The following is a 15,767-nucleotide window of genomic DNA, read 5'->3' as shown; positions in this document are numbered from 1 at the left end:
CGGATGGCACCTCCCTGTGCCGGGCGTTCCCTCGCCGTCAGGCGGCCAGGGCCTGATGCTCCGGCGCCGGGTCGGCGCCGATCAGCTGGATTGTCGGCGGCGCCGCTTCGCCGCCGTGGCCGAGCAGCGCCGCGAGCACCTTGCCGGCACCGTCCAGGGCGCTGTGCGCGGTATCCCCGGCGATACCGGCGACGATCGACAGGTCATTGTCGAGGTCATGCACCAGCTCGATCTGGCCCTTCGGCCCGACCCCGGCGACATCGACACCGGCAATCGTTTGCGCATACAGCTTGCTGTCGAAGTGCAGGTCCAGCGTCGGCAGCGAGACACCGATGTCCTTGAGCACCGGCACGTAGCCGAGGATGCCGCCGACGATGGGCAGGTCCTTGAGGGTCACCTCGTTCCAGCTCAGCAGCTTGACCTCGTTGTAGCTACCCAGCTCCAGGGTGCCGCCGAGATTGGCCACGCCGAGGTTGTAGCTGGGTCCGGCGATACCGTAGAACTTGGCGCTGAAGCCTTCCTTGTCGACCGAGCCGACCACTCCCAGGCCGCCGAGGTTGAGCGGCGCCAGCACCGGCACCAGCGGCGCGGTGATCGGATTCAGCGCCAGGGCTGCGGTGACCAGCGGAGTCAGCGGCGTCTCGCCGCCGAAGGTCAGGCCTTGCTCGGTGAAGGAGACGTTGATCGGCAGCGGGCCGAGGATGCCGCGGCTATCGGGAATCACGCCCTGGTCGTGATTGCCGCCGAGCAGCGAGCCGATCACATTGACCCCGAGCAGGCCGTCGCTATTGCCGAGGCTTAGCGAGCCACCCTGGTAGGCGGCGTGATAGAGATCGTTGGCGGCCTTCAGGCTATCGCTGCCGAATTCCCAGGCATGGCCGACGGTGGCACCGACGCCCTGCCCCAGGTCACCGACCAGCTTCAGGTAATCCTCCGGCTCGACGCGCCCGTGCAACAAGTCGTCGGCGATCGCCAGCGAGTTGCCGGCCAGCCCGCCCAGCGTGCCGACCGCGGAGCCTACGGTGTCGAGGGCGTCGCCGGCGATCTCGCCGAGCGTGCCGGCCACCGCGCCGACCGTACCCTCCAGCGCCTGCTCCACGCTGGCAACGGCGTCATGCACCGATGTAAGCGCTTCGTGCACCTGCTGCTCCACGGCGTCGACGGTGGAGCCCACCAATGTCCTGGCCACGTCCGCCACCGCCGTGACGGCGGTGGCGGCCACCTGCGTCGCGCGCTCGTAGACCTGGCCGAACAGGTTCGCGGCTGCATTGAATAATCCCATCTTCTGTTCCTCGATTGAGTTGTCTCGGTTATCGCGTTTCCGGCGCAGGTCGCTGTTTACCGACCGAACCGGTCACGCGGTTAAGCGCAGTCAGTGAGTTCCGCGAGAAAACGGAACGCGGGTACCTGAAAGTTCATCAGGCCTGGCGACAACTTGTTTTTATTGGAAGACAGGAGCCCCCCGAGGGCGAAACCCATTTAATCCCGAGCAGCCCGCAACAGAGCGCTCTCCACCGCTTCGCCTGTTAAGTAGGACTAACATGGGAAAGGCGAATTTGTACCACCACTTAAATCAGTTCAATACTTTGGTTGGGCATACCGACCTGTCAGTTCTGCCAGGTGGATTTCCAAGCCCCTGATTCCTAAACGGATTATTGACGCTTTTAATTAATATCGAATGACGGACGGTCGCCCCGGCACGAACTCTGACGAAAATCAGAAATGAAGAAAGGGTTATATCCTTATGCACCAAAGTGCCGAGCCGCCCTCGCGGCGTGCCCAACTAGCGTGCAACTTCGGCAGCGCCCTCTTCGAAGAAGCGAATGACACTTTTGCGTGGCTCATAAGGAATACTCTTATTACGTGAAGCGCATCACAAAATATTGAATCGAACAGTCCAGGCGGATTGTTTTCTCCTGGTAAACGATGATTAACGGCGCGCTCCAAGGCCGGGTTATTTCAATGAATCGCTTCAGCCAACGCCTTGCCTGCCGATAGCCTCTGCCGTCACCCGTTCCCGCCCTTGCTCCCCGCCTTGCCTGCCCCTATCCTGCGCCCGTCACGGCCAAATCCGTGACCGGGTTTGACAGCCCGAAGAGACGGCGCGATGCGCCGAGCGGTGCATGCGAAAGCAGCGAATGCTTTTGCAGGCATCGGCTCGACCGCAGTTTTCCAACTGCGGGCCTTCATGGCGGATCGCGTGGGGAGACCCTCGTGGTCTGCCGGTTCCGTTTCCCGGTCTGTCAACCCTGCGCGATCCTGCCTCCATCGATTGACAGCGAAGGCGGCAGGTCATGTGACTCTCAGAAACGGAGTACCCAGCATGACGAAGGATGAAAAGGAAAAGACCCACGTCGACGCAATCATCGAACGCTACAAGGACCTGATGGTCGAGATTCCCCCCGCCGACCGGCAACCCGGTCTCTCCCTGCTCTGGCCGGTTCCCGCCCAGCCCGCCATCGACAAGGGCGTCCGCCAGGCCGAGAACTGGCTTGCCGACCAGATCGAAGGCCAGCTCTGGACCGCCTTCGCCTTCGGCCGCGACAGCCTGCCCACACCGATGCAGAAGACCGCCTTCGAAGTGGCCTTCCTGACGCGCCTGCAGCAGCGCCTGGTAGCCGCTCGACGTTCCGGTTGACCCGGCCATGGCGAATGACGCCGGTGGCGTCGTTCGCCCCTACGCCAAGTCTCCATCGCGGTCTCGGGCACCGCGTACGAAATCATCGCCAGACTCCGCCTGGCAACGCGCCGAGCGTCTGGAGCGCCCCGGTGCGCCATCCCGCCCAGCCGGATTGAACGCAAGCGCACCCACCGCCCTCCTATATTCCATACGACCCACCACCTCAACCGGAACCGAGCAAGACTCCGCAGACATGGCACAGCCTTTCACCATCGAACCGGACCCGAACACCCTTGACCATCCACCGGCCTTCCTGGCCAACGGAGGAGCGGTCGGGAAACTGTTGCTCAGCCTCGACGCGGCCAGTTCGCCCCTCGGCCCGCCGGACGCCTGGTCGGCGAGCCTGAAGACGACGATGGCCACGCTGCTGCCGGCCAAGGCGCAGATCGTGCTGTTCTGGGGCGCGGAATTCGTCGCCCTGTACAACGATGCCTACGCGCCGAGCATCGGCGACAAGCATCCGCGCGCCCTCGGCCGGCCGGCGATAGAGAACTGGCGGGGCTGTGGGATGACCTCGAACCGCTGCTGCGCGGGGTGTACGAGACCGGTGAAACCTTCGCGGCAAAGGATCGGCCCTTCTACATCGAACGCCATGGACGCGGCGAGACGGTCTATTTCGACGTGTCCTATTCGGCGGTGCGGGAAACCGACGGTTCCGTCGGCGGCGTGCTGTGCATCGTCACCGAGACCACCGAGCGGGTGCGTTTCGAACGCCGCCAGGCGTTCCTCCTGGAACTGGGCCAGACCCTGCCGTCCCTGGCCGATCCCCTGGAGATCGAAGCCACCGCCCTGCGCCGGCTCGGCGAGGAGCTGGGCGCGTCGCGGATATTCTTCGGCGAGGACAACGGCGACGGCATGACCTTCCAGGTCCATCGCGACTATCTCCACGACGGCCGCTCGGCGGTCGGTCGGCATCGCTACCTGGCGTTCGGCGCCACCCTGTCCGGCGAACTGCATGCCGGACGCAGCGTGGCGCGGGAAGACCTCGCCGGGGAGCGCGGCATGAGTCTCGACGAGGCGGCGAGCCGCGCGCGCCTGGGGCTGGGCGCCACGCTGCATGTCCCGGTGCTGCGCCACGGCCGGCTGGAGGCGCTGCTGGCGATCCACTTCGCCCATCCGCAGGCGCTCGGCGAAGATCCGCGCCGCCTGGCGGAGGAAGCCGCCAAGCTGGCCTGGACCTCGCTCACCCATGCCCGCGCGGAGCTGGCGCTGCGCACCAGTTCCGCGCAACTGGCGGCGATGTTCGACCAGGCCAGCGCGGGCATCGCGGTATGCGACCGGAACTGGCGCTTCACCCGGGTCAACGATCGCTACTGCGAGATCGCCGGCCGTTCGCGCGAGACCCTGCTCGGCCTGCGCATGCAGGACATCCTCGACCCCGCCGACTTCGCCCTCCCTGCGGCGCCAGGCGGAGCGACCGGCGCGGCGTTCGAGATGAGCGGCCGCTACGTTCGCCCCGACGGCGATACGGTGTGGGTGCAGAACCAGATCACGCCGCTGGTGGACGAGCAGCATGCCGCCAGCGGCCTGCTCTGCGTGTGCATGGACATCAGCGCGCGGGTACGCGCCGAGAACGAGCTGCGCGAACTCAACGAAAGCCTGGAAGAACGTGTCGCGACCATGCTCGCCCAGCGCGAAAGCGCCCTGGCGCAGCTTCACGAGGCACGCAAGATGGAGATGGTCGGCCAGTTGACCGGCGGCATCGCCCATGACTTCAACAACCTGCTGACGCCGATCATGGCCTCGCTGGAACTGATCCGCCGGCGGCTCGACGACGCCCGCTCCACCGACCTCATCGACGGCGCGCTACAGTCCGCCGAACGGGCGCGGAACCTCGTCGGTCGCCTGCTCACCTTCGCCCGCCGGCAAACCCTCAAGCCGCAGGCGGTGGCCCTGCGCGAGCTGGTCGAAGGCATGCACGACCTGATCGAGCGCTCGCTCGGCCCGACCATCGAGGTCCGCATCGAGATCCCGGAACGCCTGCCTGCGGTGGTGGTGGATCCGCACCAGTTCGAACTGGCCATCCTCAACCTCGCGGTGAACGCCCGCGACGCCATGGGCGAAGGCGGCCGCCTGGAAATAGGCGCGCGGACCGACCTGGTGATCGACGGCGCGGTGGACGGTCTCGGCGCCGGCCGCTACGTGTGCCTGGAAGTCGCCGACAACGGCGGAGGCATGCCCGCCGAGGTGCTGGCCCGCTGCATGGAGCCGTTCTTTTCCACCAAGGGCGTGGGCAAGGGCACCGGCCTCGGCCTGTCGATGGTCCAGGGCCTGGTCGCCCAGTCCGGCGGCGGCCTGGGGATCCACTCGGAGATCGGCAAGGGGACCCGGGTGAGCATCTGGCTGCCGATCACCGCGGAGCAGACGCAATCCACCGCAGAAAGCTGCCCGGACGCACCGGAAGCGTTGCGGCCGACCCACGTGCTGCTGGTCGACGACGACAGGATGGTGCGCTACACCACCGCGCTGCTGCTCGGCGATCTCGGCTACCAGGTCAGCGAGGCGGCGTCGGCGGAGGAAGCCCTGGGCGAGGTCGAGCGCGGCCTGGCGCCCGACCTGCTGGTCACCGACCATCTCATGGCCGACAAGACCGGCGTGCAGCTTGCCGAGGAACTGCGCCAGCGCTTCCCGCAATTGCCGGTGCTGGTCATCACCGGCTACGCCAACCTCAGGCCCGAGCAACTCAACGGCTTCGAGGTGTTGACCAAGCCGTTCCGCCACAACGAACTCGCCGAACGCCTCGCCCGGCTGCTGGAAGCCTCGCCGTGAGGCCCCGGGCCGGCGGAACGCCTCAGCGCACCCGCTCGCGGCTCTTCACCGCCAGGTCCAGGGCTTTCTGCATGTCCAGCCGCGCCGAGCGGCCGACGTCGCGGTGGTCCAGGCGGTAGCCGCGCTCCGAGGGCAGGATCGGTGCGGTGAGGTCCTCGGCATCGGCCGGCTCGAAATCGTAGTCGCCGCCGATGGTCATGGCGCTGCGCCGGAGCAGCATGCGGATCTCCTCGGGTCGCAGCCGCGGGTTGAGGGAAAGCATGGCGGCGACCGTGCCGGCGACCATCGGCGTGGCATAGGAGGTGCCGCAGTGCACCTCGCCCCGCGCGTCCCGCTCCAGGGTCGAGGCATGGGTACAGGCGGCGGCGGTGACATCCACCCGCATGTCGACGTTCGAGGTGCTGCGCTTGACCGCGTAGGCCGGGTCGTCCACCGCCAGGCCTTGGCGCTCGCTGCGCTGGTGGCCGCCCACCACCAGCAACTGCTCGGTGACGAAGGAGGACGGCAGGCGGTATTCGTCGGTACCGGAGTAGGACGAGCCGTTGCCGGCGGAGTTGACCACCAGCACGTCCGGATGCTCCTTGCGCAGCCAGAGGAAGAATTCCTCGAGCAACTCCTCGTAGCCGCTCATGGCGATCCCCGAGCGCACCAGCGAATCCACCTCGTCGCCGTCGACGTCGCGAGCGCCGACGCGGTGGATGCCCCAGCTCCAGTTGAGCACCCGCACGCCATCCTCCACCAGGTTCACCGAGGCGGCGACGTTGGCCGTGATGCCAGCGTCGGAATTGCGCTCGACGATCACTTCGAAACCCTGGCTGGCGCGGTCCAGCCCACGCAGGAAGCCACTGTTGCCGCCCTGGTCCCAGCGCGCGGCGAGGATGCCGGCGACCGTCGAACCGTGGTTGTCGGGACGTTCGGCATCGCGCGCGTAGAGGCAGGTACGCGGCGCGGGCGCCTTGCAGGGGCCGAGGTAGTCGGCGAAGTCGGGGGCGTCGAAGTCGACGTCGCGCTCGATCACCCCGATGCGCACCGGGCGGGTCTCCAGCGGGGCCTGGCGGGCGCGGACCCGACGCTGGTAATAGTTCACCGCGTCCATGAAACGATTGGCCGCCCACTCGTCGGAGTCGCTGTCCGGCTTGTCCACGGGCCGGCGCGCCGCCTCGGTTTCCTCGCCCTTCTCCGGCGCGGACTCCTCCACCACCACGGCGTCCACGCTGGTCTCGCTGCCGATGCGGAGGACCAGCGCGTCGCGCTGGACGAGGTCGCGCGCCGGCAGGCGCAACTGGTAGAGGTTCAACGGCGGGATCGCGCCGACCACCCGCGCGCCATATTTATCGGCCAGGCGTTCGGCCTCCCGGCGACCATCGTGGTTCTCCTCGATCAACAGGCTGACCAGGTCGACGTAGGTGGTCAGGCCATCCATGTTCTTCGCCACCTCGTCGGGACCGGCGGCGAGCACATGGCTGCCGTTCAGGGTCAGCCATACCGGATTGCTGCTGCGCCCGCCCTGCTCCAGCCAAAGCGGACCGCTGGCGTGGCCACGGCGGTCCAGGCGGAGCCGCAGGCCGTCGCCCTCGCGCCGCAGGGCGGTGGCCGGCAGTTCGCGGCCGTCCAGCAACAGGCGCGGCAGGCCGGCACCCAGGCCGCGCACGCGCAGGCACCACTCCTGCCGCTCGCTGGCCAGGAGATCGCCGCAGCGCTCCAGGCGCTCCAGGCGCAGGGGTGTTTCGGCGGCGACCAAAGGACTGCCCAGGGACGCGAAAAGGATGGCGAAAACGGCACGGCGCAGCGGCATGGACTCGGCTTCCGGAACGGGGACCTGTTGTTCCGACCGCCTGGCGAAACGCTTCGTTCAGGTTGAAGGCGGGCGCAGGCTAGCCCGCCAGTTGCTCCAGCGCTCGCCGGGTGACGCCATCGATATAGCCCGGCTCGCCATAGATGCGCGCCAGCAGGATGGCGCCTTCGAAATCGGCCACCAGTTGCCGGCCGCGCTCCAGCGCCTGCGCCTCGTCGAAGGCCGGGCGGTAGAGCTGGGCGAAGGCTTGCGCCCAGTCGTCGAGGAAACTGCGGATCGGCGCCATCAGCTCGCTGCGACCATAGCTGGCGTCGACCGCGACCACGCCCATCAGGCAGCCGATGCTGTCGTCCTGGAACAACCGGGCGGCCTTGCGGCCGAGTTTTTCCAGGCGCTCGCGGGGCGTCAGCAGCGGGTCGTAGGCGATGCTGAAGAGCGTCTCGGCGAGCCGCTGGTGGGTCCATTCGAGAACGTCGCGGAGCAAGGCTTCCTTGTTCGGGTAGTGGTGGTAGAACGAGGCCTTGGTCAAGCCGCAGGCGCTGGACAGCATTTCCATGGTGGTGCCGTGGTAGCCGTAGCGACGGAAGGTGCCGGCGCAGCGCTGGAGAAGCTCGTCGCGGGAGATTTTCAACGGACGCACGGAAGGTTCCTGCTCTCGATCAAAGGCGTTGATTCTATGCCATAAGCCTTGGCGCCTCAATTTGACGGTTACCGAATGTTTGTTTAGTTTTTACAAACCGAATGTTCGGTAGGTAACTAGAAGAAGTTTCCGCTCCACCAACCCAAGCACAGGAGAGAGGCATCATGAGCGAAGCCAACAGCGGCCCGGGCCGCGTCACCCGAGAGCAGCGCGGTCATCTGTTTCTCATCGGCCTGGACCGCGCGGGCAAGCGCAACGCCTTCGACAGCGCAATGCTGGCGGACCTGGCGCTGGCCATGGGTGAATACGAGCGCAGCGAGGAATCCCGCTGTGCCGTGCTCTTCGCCCATGGCGAGCACTTCACCGCCGGGCTCGACCTGATGGAACTGGCACCGAAGCTCGCCGCCAGCGGTTTCCGCTATCCGGACGGCGGCGTCGATCCCTGGGGCGTGGTCCAGCCGCGTCGGAGCAAGCCGCTGGTGGTCGCGGTGCAAGGCACCTGCTGGACCGCCGGGATAGAGCTAATGCTCAATGCCGACATCGCGGTGGCCGCGCGCGGCACGCGCTTCGCCCATCTGGAGGTGCTACGCGGCATCCCGCCGCTGGGCGGATCCACCGTGCGCTTCCCGCGCGCGGCGGGCTGGACCGACGCTATGCGCTACATCCTCACCGGCGATGAGTTCGATGCCGACGAAGCCCTGCGCATGCGCCTGCTCACCGAGGTGGTGGAACCCGGCGAGGAACTGGCACGGGCCCTCGAATACGCCGAGCGGATCGCCCGGGCCGCGCCGCTGGCGGTGCGCGCCGCGCTGCAATCGGCGTTCCAGGGGCGCGACGAGGGGGACGATGCGGCGCTGTCGCGGGTCAACGAGTCGCTGGCCGCGTTGATCGGCAGCGAGGACGTCCGCGAGGGCGTGCTGGCGATGGTGCAAAAGCGCGCGCCGGCGTTCAAAGGCCGCTAGCTCCCCTGCGGGTCGACCCCCGGTCGCTCCGCTCCATCTCTCCTGCGGAAACCGACATGACTTCGTTGACTCAACATTCCGCAGCGCCGGTGCGGATGGAACGCCTGGCCCTGCCCGCGACCGACGGCTATCCGCTGTCCGCCTACCGCTACCACGCGCCGGGCCACGCCCATGGCAACCTGCTGGTGGCCGGCGCGACGGGCGTCGCCCAGCGCTTCTACCGGCGTTTCGCCGAACACGCCGCGCGCCAGGGCTTCGACGTACTCACCCTGGACTATCGCGGCATCGGCGAATCCGCGCCGGCAAGCCTGAAGGGCTTCGCCATGTCCTACCTGGACTGGGCCTACCGGGACCTCGCCGCCGCCGTCGAGCTGCTCGGCCGGGAGGAGCGGCCGCTGTACTGGATCGGCCACTCCTTCGGCGGCCACGCCATCGGCCTGCTGCCCGACCATGGGCGGCTCGCCGCCTGCTACAGCTTCGGCAGCGGCGCCGGCTGGAGCGGCTGGATGTCGCGCCGCGAAGCGCTCAAGGTGCGCCTGCTGTGGACCCTGGTGCTGCCGCCGCTGGTGGCCTGGAAAGGCTACATGGCCTGGAGCCTGCTGGGCATGGGCGACGACCTGCCGCTGGGGGTCTACCGCGACTGGAAGCGCTGGTGCCGCCATCCCCGCTACTATTTCGACGACCCGGCGATGCGCCACCTCCACCAGCGCTACGCCGCAGTGCGCACGCCCTGTCTGTTCGCCACCGCCCTGGACGATCCCTGGGCACCGCCGCGCTCGCGGGACGCTTTCGTCGAGGCCTACCGCAACGCACCGCTGGAAACCCTCGACCTGCGACCCGACGGTGGACCGCTCGGACACATGGGCTACTTCCGCGCCGGTGCAGAGGCGCTGTGGGACGACGCCCTGCGCTGGCTGAGACGGCATCCGGAGAACGCCTGAAAGACCAGCGAGAGCGCGCCATGCACCCGTTGCCGTTGTCCCTTCGCCTGTTCGCCGTCGCATTCTGGCTGGGCGTGGTCGCCGTGGAGTTCCTTCTCGAACGCAGCCGCGCCGAAAGCCGCGACCGGGGTTTCGCCGGGAGACCGCCACCAAGGCCGACAGCTTTGCCGGGGTGAACCGCTACTCCCGGCAGATCGCCCGCATCTCCCTGCTGGCCATCCCGGCCGGGCTGCTGGCCCTGGGCTGCGGCCCATACCTGATGCGACAACGCTGAAAAATCCGCCGACTGTCCATTTCGCGACGATGACTGGCGCTTTTGCCGGCGCAGGCCGCCCGCGCCTGCCTTACCGTTCCCCGCTCTTTCAGACATGGGAGCAGGGCAATGCCGCTTGCCAGTCATCTGCGTTGCGTGGCGCTGGCGCTGGGGATCTCCACCGCGCTGGGCTGCGCGAACCGCAACCAACCCGCGCCACGCGCGGAAAGCCTCGACCCTGGCCTGTCGAGGGTGGCGGGAACCCGCGGCGACGCGCTGCCCGCCCAGTGGTGGACGCTCTACCAGGACCCTGGGCTGAACCACCTGGTGGCCGCCGCGCTGCGCCACAACCGCGACCTGGCCGCAGCCGATGCCCATGCCCGCGCGCTCCTCGGCCATCTGCGCGGCGCACAGGGCGAACGCTGGCCACGGACCGAGGTCGGCTATGGCTACCAGTATGGGCGCGACGGCGACGACCAGACCCTCGCCGAAGCCACCGACGAGGACGTACGCAGCCAGTGGAAACACACCGCCCGCCTCGACCTGTCCTACCAGTTGGACCTGTGGGGCGAAGTCCGCGCCCGCATCGCCGCGGCGAAGGCGGATGCCGAAGCGGCGCAAGCGGCGCGCGACCTGCTCAGGGTCAGCGTGGCCAGCCAGACCACCCTCGCCTACGTCCGCGCCTGCGCCCTGGCGCGACGGGCAGAGGTACAACGCCGATCGGTCGGTCTGCTCGACGCGAGCCTGGCGCTGAGCGAACGCCAGCTCGCCGCCGGCCTTTCCAGCGAGCTGCAGCGACGCCGGCTGCTGGCCTTGCGCGAGCGGACCCGCGCCGCGCTGCCGATGCTCGAGGCGCGGCGGCGCGCGGCACTCTACGAACTGGCGCTGCTCAGCGGGCGCTCGCCGCGCCAGTTGGACGCTCCCGCCGCGACCTGCGCCGGCATACCGCAACTGCGCCGTGCCCTGCCCACCGGCGACGGCTGGAGCCTGCTGGCGCGCCGCCCGGACGTCCGCGCGGCCGAGCGCCGGCTCGCCGCCGCCGACGCCCGGCGCGCGCTGGCCGAAGCCGAGCTGTACCCGCGCATCAGCTTCGCCGTCGGCGCCGAAACCTCCGCAGTGACCCTCGCCGGCCTCGGCGGCAGCGGCGCGCTGGCCTACGCGGCCGGCCCGCTGCTGAGCTGGCGCTTCCCCAACCGGGAAAGCGCGCGAGGCCGCCTGGACAGCGCAGCGGCAGAGCGCGACGCCGCTCTGGCGCGCTTCGACGGAGCGGTGCTCGGCGCCCTGCGCGAGGTCGAGCGTGCCTTGGCGCTGTATGCCGGCGAGCGCCAGCGGCGTGCCGACCTCCAGCGTGCCCTCGACGAGCAGCGCCACGCCTACCGGTTGGCGCGCAGCAACTATCGCGCCGGCGCCCTCGATGCCCTCGAGCTGCTCGACAGTCAACGCAGCCTGGTCGCCGACCGGGCGCGCCTGGTCGACGCCGAGATGCGCGTCGCCGAGCGCCAGGTCGAACTGTTCCGGGCTCTCGGCGGCGGCTGGCAAGCCGCTCCCAGCCCCTCCCACCAGGAAAACGGACAATGAACCAGGCAATCAGGGAACCCATCGAACACACCACTGGCGAAACCATGCCAGCAGCCACGCACCGGCGCCGAACCTGGCTGCTGGGCGGCCTCGCCGGCGCCATCGCGCTCGCCGCCCTGCTGGCCTGGTGGTGGAGCAGCGGACGCTTCCTGGAGGGCACCGACGATGCCTATGTACGCGCCGACTGGGTGGCGGTCAGCGCGCAGGTCTCCGGCTACGTCGCCGAGGTGCTGGTGGCCGACGACGCCGACGTCCAGGCCGGCGACCTGCTGCTGCGCCTGGACCCGCGCGACTTCCGCCAGCGCCTACGCGCCGCCGAGGCCCGCGAAGCGGCGGCGCAGGCGGCGCTGGAAGCCCAGCGCGCGAAGCTGGAGACCCTCGATCGGCAACTGCTGGAGCAGGTGCAGACGATCAGCCGCGCCCGCGCCGATGGCGAAGCGGCGCGAGCCGAATGGCGCCGCGCCGAGACCGACTGGCGACGCTACCGGCAATTGGCCGACGAGCATGCCACCAGTCGCCAGCGCCTGGAGAATGCCGACGCGGCGCACCAGCGAGCGCGGGCGGCGGCGCGGCGGGCAAGCGCCGAGGAAGGCCGCCAGCGCGCCGCCAGGGACGTACTGAAGAGCCGGCGACGCGAGGCGGAGGCGGCGCTCGCCCAGCGCCAGGCGGAGCTGCAGGAAGCCGCGGCGGCGCGCGAACTGGCGCGCCACGCCCTGGACGATACCGAAATCCGCGCCCCATTCGCCGGCCGCGTCGGCCAGCGCAAGGTGCGCCTGCGCCAGTACGTCACGCCGGGGCTGCCGCTGCTGGCGGTGGTGCCGCTGGAGCAGGCCTACGTGGTGGCCAACTACAAGGAGACCCAGCTCGAACGCATCCGCCCCGGGCAACCGGTAGAGCTGGAGGTGGACACGTTCGGCCGCCGCTGGCGCGGCCGCGTCGACAGCGTGGCGCCGGCCTCCGGCGCGGTATTCGCGCTGCTGCCGCCGGACAACGCCACCGGCAACTTCACCAAGATCGTCCAGCGCTTCCCGGTGCGTATCCGCCTGGACGCCGACGCCGCCGAGCGGGGCCGGCTGCTGCCGGGGATGTCGGTGATCGCCACCGTGGACACTCGCGAACCGGACGGAGCCTCCGCCGATGAGCGCTGACGACAAGGTATCGCTGCGTGCCTGGGTCGCCGTCACCGGCGGCCTGTTCGGCTGCTTCATGGCCGGCATGAACGTGCACGTCACCAGCGCGGCGCTGCCGGAGATAGAAGGCGCGCTGGGAGCCACCTTCGAGGAGGGCTCGTGGATCTCCACCGCCTATCTGGTCGCGGAAATCAGCATGATCCCGCTTACCGCCTGGCTGGTGGAAGTGTTCTCCTTGCGCCGGGTGATGCTCCTCGGCTCGCTGGTGTTCCTGCTCAGTTCGCTGAGCTGCGCGCTGGCGCCGAACCTGTCGACGCTGATCCTGATCCGGGTGATCCAGGGGGCTTCGGGGGCGGTGCTGATCCCGCTGTCGATGCAACTGATCCTCACCGAGCTGCCGTCCAGCCGGATACCCCTCGGCATGGCGCTGTTCAGCCTTTCCAACAGCGTGGCCCAGGCCGCCGGCCCGTCGATCGGCGGCTGGCTGGCGGATGCCTATTCCTGGCGCTGGATCTTTCTCCTGCAACTGTTGCCGGGGATCGCCCTGCTGGCCGCGGTGGCCTGGTCGATCCGCCCCCGCGACGGCGACCGCGAACGCCTGCGCCAGGCCGACTGGCTCGGCATCGGCGCGATGGTCGCCGGCCTCGGCGCGTTGCAGATCGTGCTGGAGGAAGGTGGCCGCCGCGACTGGTTCGAGTCCGGCTTCATCCGCACCTTCGCCGTCCTCGCCGTGCTCGCCCTGCTGCTCTTCGTACAGCGCCAACTGTGGGGCGCGCGGCCGTTCATCAACCTGCGCCTGCTGGGCAGCTACAACTTCGGCGTGTCCAGCCTGGCGATGGCGGTGTTCGGCGCGGCGACCTTCGGCCTGGTGTTCCTGGTGCCCAACTACCTGTCCCAGTTGCAGGGTTTCAACGCCCGGCAGATCGGCGACAGCCTGATCCTCTACGGCCTCGTGCAACTGCTCCTGGCGCCGCTGCTGCCGCGCCTGATGCGCTGGCTGAACCCCAAGCTGCTGGTGGCCGGCGGCTTCGCGATCATGGCCCTGGGCTGCTGGATGGGCGCGCACCTGAACGCCGACGCGGGACGCAACGTGATCATCCCCTCCATCGTCGTGCGCGGCATCGGCCAGCCGCTGATCATGGTCGCGCTCTCGGTACTGGCGGTGAAGGGCCTGGACAAGGCCCAGGCCGGCTCGGCCTCGGCGCTGATCTCGATGCTGCGCAACCTCGGCGGCGCGATCGGCACCGCGCTGCTGACGCAACTGGTCTCGCTGCGCGAGCGCTTCCACTCCGAGCGGATCGGCGAGACCCTGACGATCTTCGACGGCGCCCTGCAACAGCGCCTGGGCGGTGGCCAGGTGCGGATACAACTGCCGGAGCAGCAGCAGGCGCTGGCCCTGCTCGACCACGGGGTGCGCCAGCAGGCCTACCTGATGGCCTACTCCGACGCCTTCTACCTTTCCTGCGTGGCGCTCCTGGCCTGCGCCCTGGCCTCGCTGATGCTGCGCCAGAAGGACTGAACTCAGTCGCCCTCGGCCACCCCGTAGGCGGCGCCGCGGCCGAAATAGAGGCTCGGCGAAACGCCCAGGGTCCGGCGAAACATGGCGCTGAAGGCGCTCTGGCTGTCGTAGCCGAGGTCCAGTGCGACCTCGAGGATCGAATGCCCTGCCGCCAGCGCATCGAGGCTGGCGAGCAGGCGCATGCGCCGCAGCCACTGGACGAAGCTGAGACCGGTTTCGCGCTGGAAGGCGCGGGTCAGGGTCCGCGGGCTGACGCCCAGGCGACGCGCAGCATCGCCCAGGCTCCAGTCGGCGGCCGGCTCGGCGCGCAGGCTGCGGCACAGCGCCGCCAGTCGCGGATCGACCGGCTGTGGCACGTGCAGGGCGAGGATCGGCAGCACCCGCAGTTCATCGAGGATCAGCTCCATCACCCGCTCGTCGCGGCCACCCGGCGGGTAGTCCGGGGCGATCCGCATCGCCGCGACGATCAATTGCCGCAGCAACGGCGGCACGTCCACCACCCGGCAGTCCTGCGGTAGGTCGTGGCGCGCTTGCGGGGCGATGAACAAGGTGCGCATGCGCACCTGGCCGGCGAAACGCAGGGCATGCTCGATACCGGCCGGCAACCAGACACCGCGTCCCGGCGGCACCACCCAGGTGCCCTCGGCGGTGCCGACCGTGACCACCCCGCTGAGCGCATGGATCAATTGCGCGCGCGAATGCCGGTGCAGCTCGACGCGCTCGCCGTGGAGATAATCCTGGGCATAGGCGAAGACCGGACGGGTGGAAGGCAGGTCGATCAGCATCGGGCGGGCCTTGGCGGGCAGTGGTGGCGCTGTCTTTTTACCAGCCGCGCCATGCTAACGACCAGACCCGGCGGAGCACGCCGGCGCTCGCCGCGACGCGGCGAGCGCGCTACCCTGGCCGCCCCGGCGTGGCGCGACTGCCTGGCATATCCGCCGCGCCATCCCTCCCCAAGCACAGGAGCGAAACCAGCATGGCCTCTTACGCGGAACTGTTCGATATCGGAGAAGACTTCGCCGCCTTCGTCGGCCATGGCCTGGCCACGGAACAGGGCGCGGTCGCGCGGTTCCGGCAGAAGCTGGAAAGCAACGGGCTGCCGAGCGCGCTGACGGAACGCCTGCAACGCATCGAACGGCGCTATCGCCTGCTGGTCGCCGGGGAAATGTGGTGCCCGGACTGCCAGATCAACCTGGCCGCGCTGGACTTCGCGCAGCGCCTGCAACCGAATATCGAGCTGGCAATCATTTCCAAGGGCCGCGCCGAGGACGACCTGCGCCAGCGCCTGGCGCTGGAGCGAATCCCGATTCCGCTGGTACTGGTGCTGGACGAGGAGTTCAACCTGCTCGGACGCTTCGTCGAACGGCCGCAGGCGGTGCTCGACGGCGGTCCGCAGGCGCTTGCGGCGTACAAGGCGGGCGACTACCTGGAGCACGCCATCGGCGACGTCCTGGCGATCATCGAAGGCGCGGCGCGCTGAGACAGCGCCTGCGCCCGCTT

11 protein-coding genes and 1 pseudogene are annotated in these 15,767 nt (G+C 69.0%); 8 read left to right on the top strand and 4 right to left on the bottom strand.

All coding sequences use genetic code 11. From position 1 onward, the window contains the following. Positions 1-37: 37 nt before the first annotated feature. Positions 38-1,282, bottom strand: coding sequence for a type I secretion system-dependent protein AprX (gene aprX, locus LT948_RS03035; protein WP_031636404.1), 1,245 nt, complete (start codon positions 1,280-1,282; stop codon positions 38-40). A gap of 1,041 nt (positions 1,283-2,323) precedes the next feature. Here aprX and LT948_RS03030 point away from each other — a divergent pair. Beyond that, positions 2,324-2,638, top strand: a complete 315-nt coding sequence (locus LT948_RS03030) for a LasR-specific antiactivator QslA (protein WP_003086723.1) — start codon at positions 2,324-2,326, stop codon at positions 2,636-2,638. 235 nt (positions 2,639-2,873) lie between these two features. After that, positions 2,874-5,449, top strand: a pseudogene (locus LT948_RS03025) (PAS domain-containing protein). A 22-nt stretch (positions 5,450-5,471) separates the two neighbouring features. Here LT948_RS03025 and LT948_RS03020 read toward each other — a convergent pair. Both LT948_RS03020 and LT948_RS03015 read right to left on the bottom strand, forming a co-directional pair. After that, complete coding sequence (locus tag LT948_RS03020) at positions 5,472-7,244, bottom strand: S8/S53 family peptidase (protein ID WP_003086721.1); 1,773 nt, start codon at positions 7,242-7,244, stop codon at positions 5,472-5,474. Positions 7,245-7,323: 79 nt separating this feature from the next. Continuing rightward, complete coding sequence (locus LT948_RS03015) at positions 7,324-7,884, bottom strand: TetR/AcrR family transcriptional regulator (RefSeq protein WP_003086720.1); 561 nt, start codon at positions 7,882-7,884, stop codon at positions 7,324-7,326. Positions 7,885-8,048: 164 nt separating this feature from the next. On the opposite strand from LT948_RS03015, the gene LT948_RS03010 reads away from it, so the two are divergent. The 5 genes from LT948_RS03010 to LT948_RS02990 all read left to right on the top strand — a co-directional run bounded on the left by LT948_RS03010 (position 8,049) and on the right by LT948_RS02990 (position 14,267). After that, entirely contained in the window at positions 8,049-8,846 is a 798-nt protein-coding gene (locus tag LT948_RS03010; protein ID WP_003086719.1) for a crotonase/enoyl-CoA hydratase family protein, read from the top strand. 56 nt (positions 8,847-8,902) lie between these two features. Next, on the top strand, positions 8,903-9,787 hold the full coding sequence (locus LT948_RS03005) for an alpha/beta hydrolase family protein (RefSeq protein ID WP_003086717.1): 885 nt from the start codon (positions 8,903-8,905) through the stop codon (positions 9,785-9,787). A gap of 382 nt (positions 9,788-10,169) precedes the next feature. Continuing rightward, on the top strand, positions 10,170-11,618 hold the full coding sequence (locus LT948_RS03000) for an efflux transporter outer membrane subunit (protein ID WP_014603671.1): 1,449 nt from the start codon (positions 10,170-10,172) through the stop codon (positions 11,616-11,618). Then, positions 11,615-12,766 carry an HlyD family secretion protein gene (locus LT948_RS02995; protein ID WP_009315512.1) on the top strand — a complete coding sequence of 384 codons (1,152 nt, stop codon included), beginning with the start codon at positions 11,615-11,617 and terminating at the stop codon, positions 12,764-12,766. Before LT948_RS03000 ends, LT948_RS02995 begins: the two co-directional genes overlap by 4 nt. After that, positions 12,756-14,267 carry an MDR family MFS transporter gene (locus tag LT948_RS02990; protein ID WP_003082523.1) on the top strand — a complete coding sequence of 504 codons (1,512 nt, stop codon included), beginning with the start codon at positions 12,756-12,758 and terminating at the stop codon, positions 14,265-14,267. Before LT948_RS02995 ends, LT948_RS02990 begins: the two co-directional genes overlap by 11 nt. A gap of 2 nt (positions 14,268-14,269) precedes the next feature. Here the strand turns inward: LT948_RS02990 and LT948_RS02985 are convergent, their stop codons facing one another. After that, the gene (locus tag LT948_RS02985; RefSeq protein ID WP_003086711.1) at positions 14,270-15,052 is read right to left on the bottom strand and encodes an AraC family transcriptional regulator; all 783 of its coding nucleotides are present in this window, start codon (positions 15,050-15,052) and stop codon (positions 14,270-14,272) included. Between the two features lie 191 nt (positions 15,053-15,243). Here LT948_RS02985 and LT948_RS02980 point away from each other — a divergent pair, with 191 nt between their 5' ends. Beyond that, positions 15,244-15,747 carry a thioredoxin family protein gene (locus LT948_RS02980; protein WP_003086710.1) on the top strand — a complete coding sequence of 168 codons (504 nt, stop codon included), beginning with the start codon at positions 15,244-15,246 and terminating at the stop codon, positions 15,745-15,747. The last annotated feature ends 20 nt before the right edge of the window (positions 15,748-15,767 follow it).

Origin of the sequence: Pseudomonas sp. CP-1, from assembly GCF_021213715.1 — a bacterium.
Classification (GTDB): Bacteria; Pseudomonadota; Gammaproteobacteria; order Pseudomonadales; family Pseudomonadaceae; genus Pseudomonas; species Pseudomonas aeruginosa.
This window is presented reverse-complemented; position numbering and strand designations above follow the sequence as displayed.

Excerpts from the sequence above, each read along its gene's own strand:
- LT948_RS02980 (WP_003086710.1), top strand. The coding sequence starts at position 15,244 with ATGGCCTCTTACGCGGAACTGTTCGATATCGGAGAAGACTTCGCCGCC.
- LT948_RS03030 (WP_003086723.1), top strand. The coding sequence starts at position 2,324 with ATGACGAAGGATGAAAAGGAAAAGACCCACGTCGACGCAATCATCGAA.
- LT948_RS03000 (WP_014603671.1), top strand. The coding sequence starts at position 10,170 with ATGCCGCTTGCCAGTCATCTGCGTTGCGTGGCGCTGGCGCTGGGGATC.
- LT948_RS03020 (WP_003086721.1), bottom strand. The coding sequence starts at position 7,244 with ATGCCGCTGCGCCGTGCCGTTTTCGCCATCCTTTTCGCGTCCCTGGGC.
- LT948_RS03010 (WP_003086719.1), top strand. The coding sequence starts at position 8,049 with ATGAGCGAAGCCAACAGCGGCCCGGGCCGCGTCACCCGAGAGCAGCGC.
- LT948_RS02995 (WP_009315512.1), top strand. The coding sequence starts at position 11,615 with ATGAACCAGGCAATCAGGGAACCCATCGAACACACCACTGGCGAAACC.
- LT948_RS03005 (WP_003086717.1), top strand. The coding sequence starts at position 8,903 with ATGACTTCGTTGACTCAACATTCCGCAGCGCCGGTGCGGATGGAACGC.
- LT948_RS02990 (WP_003082523.1), top strand. The coding sequence starts at position 12,756 with ATGAGCGCTGACGACAAGGTATCGCTGCGTGCCTGGGTCGCCGTCACC.
- aprX (WP_031636404.1), bottom strand. The coding sequence starts at position 1,282 with ATGGGATTATTCAATGCAGCCGCGAACCTGTTCGGCCAGGTCTACGAG.
- LT948_RS02985 (WP_003086711.1), bottom strand. The coding sequence starts at position 15,052 with ATGCTGATCGACCTGCCTTCCACCCGTCCGGTCTTCGCCTATGCCCAG.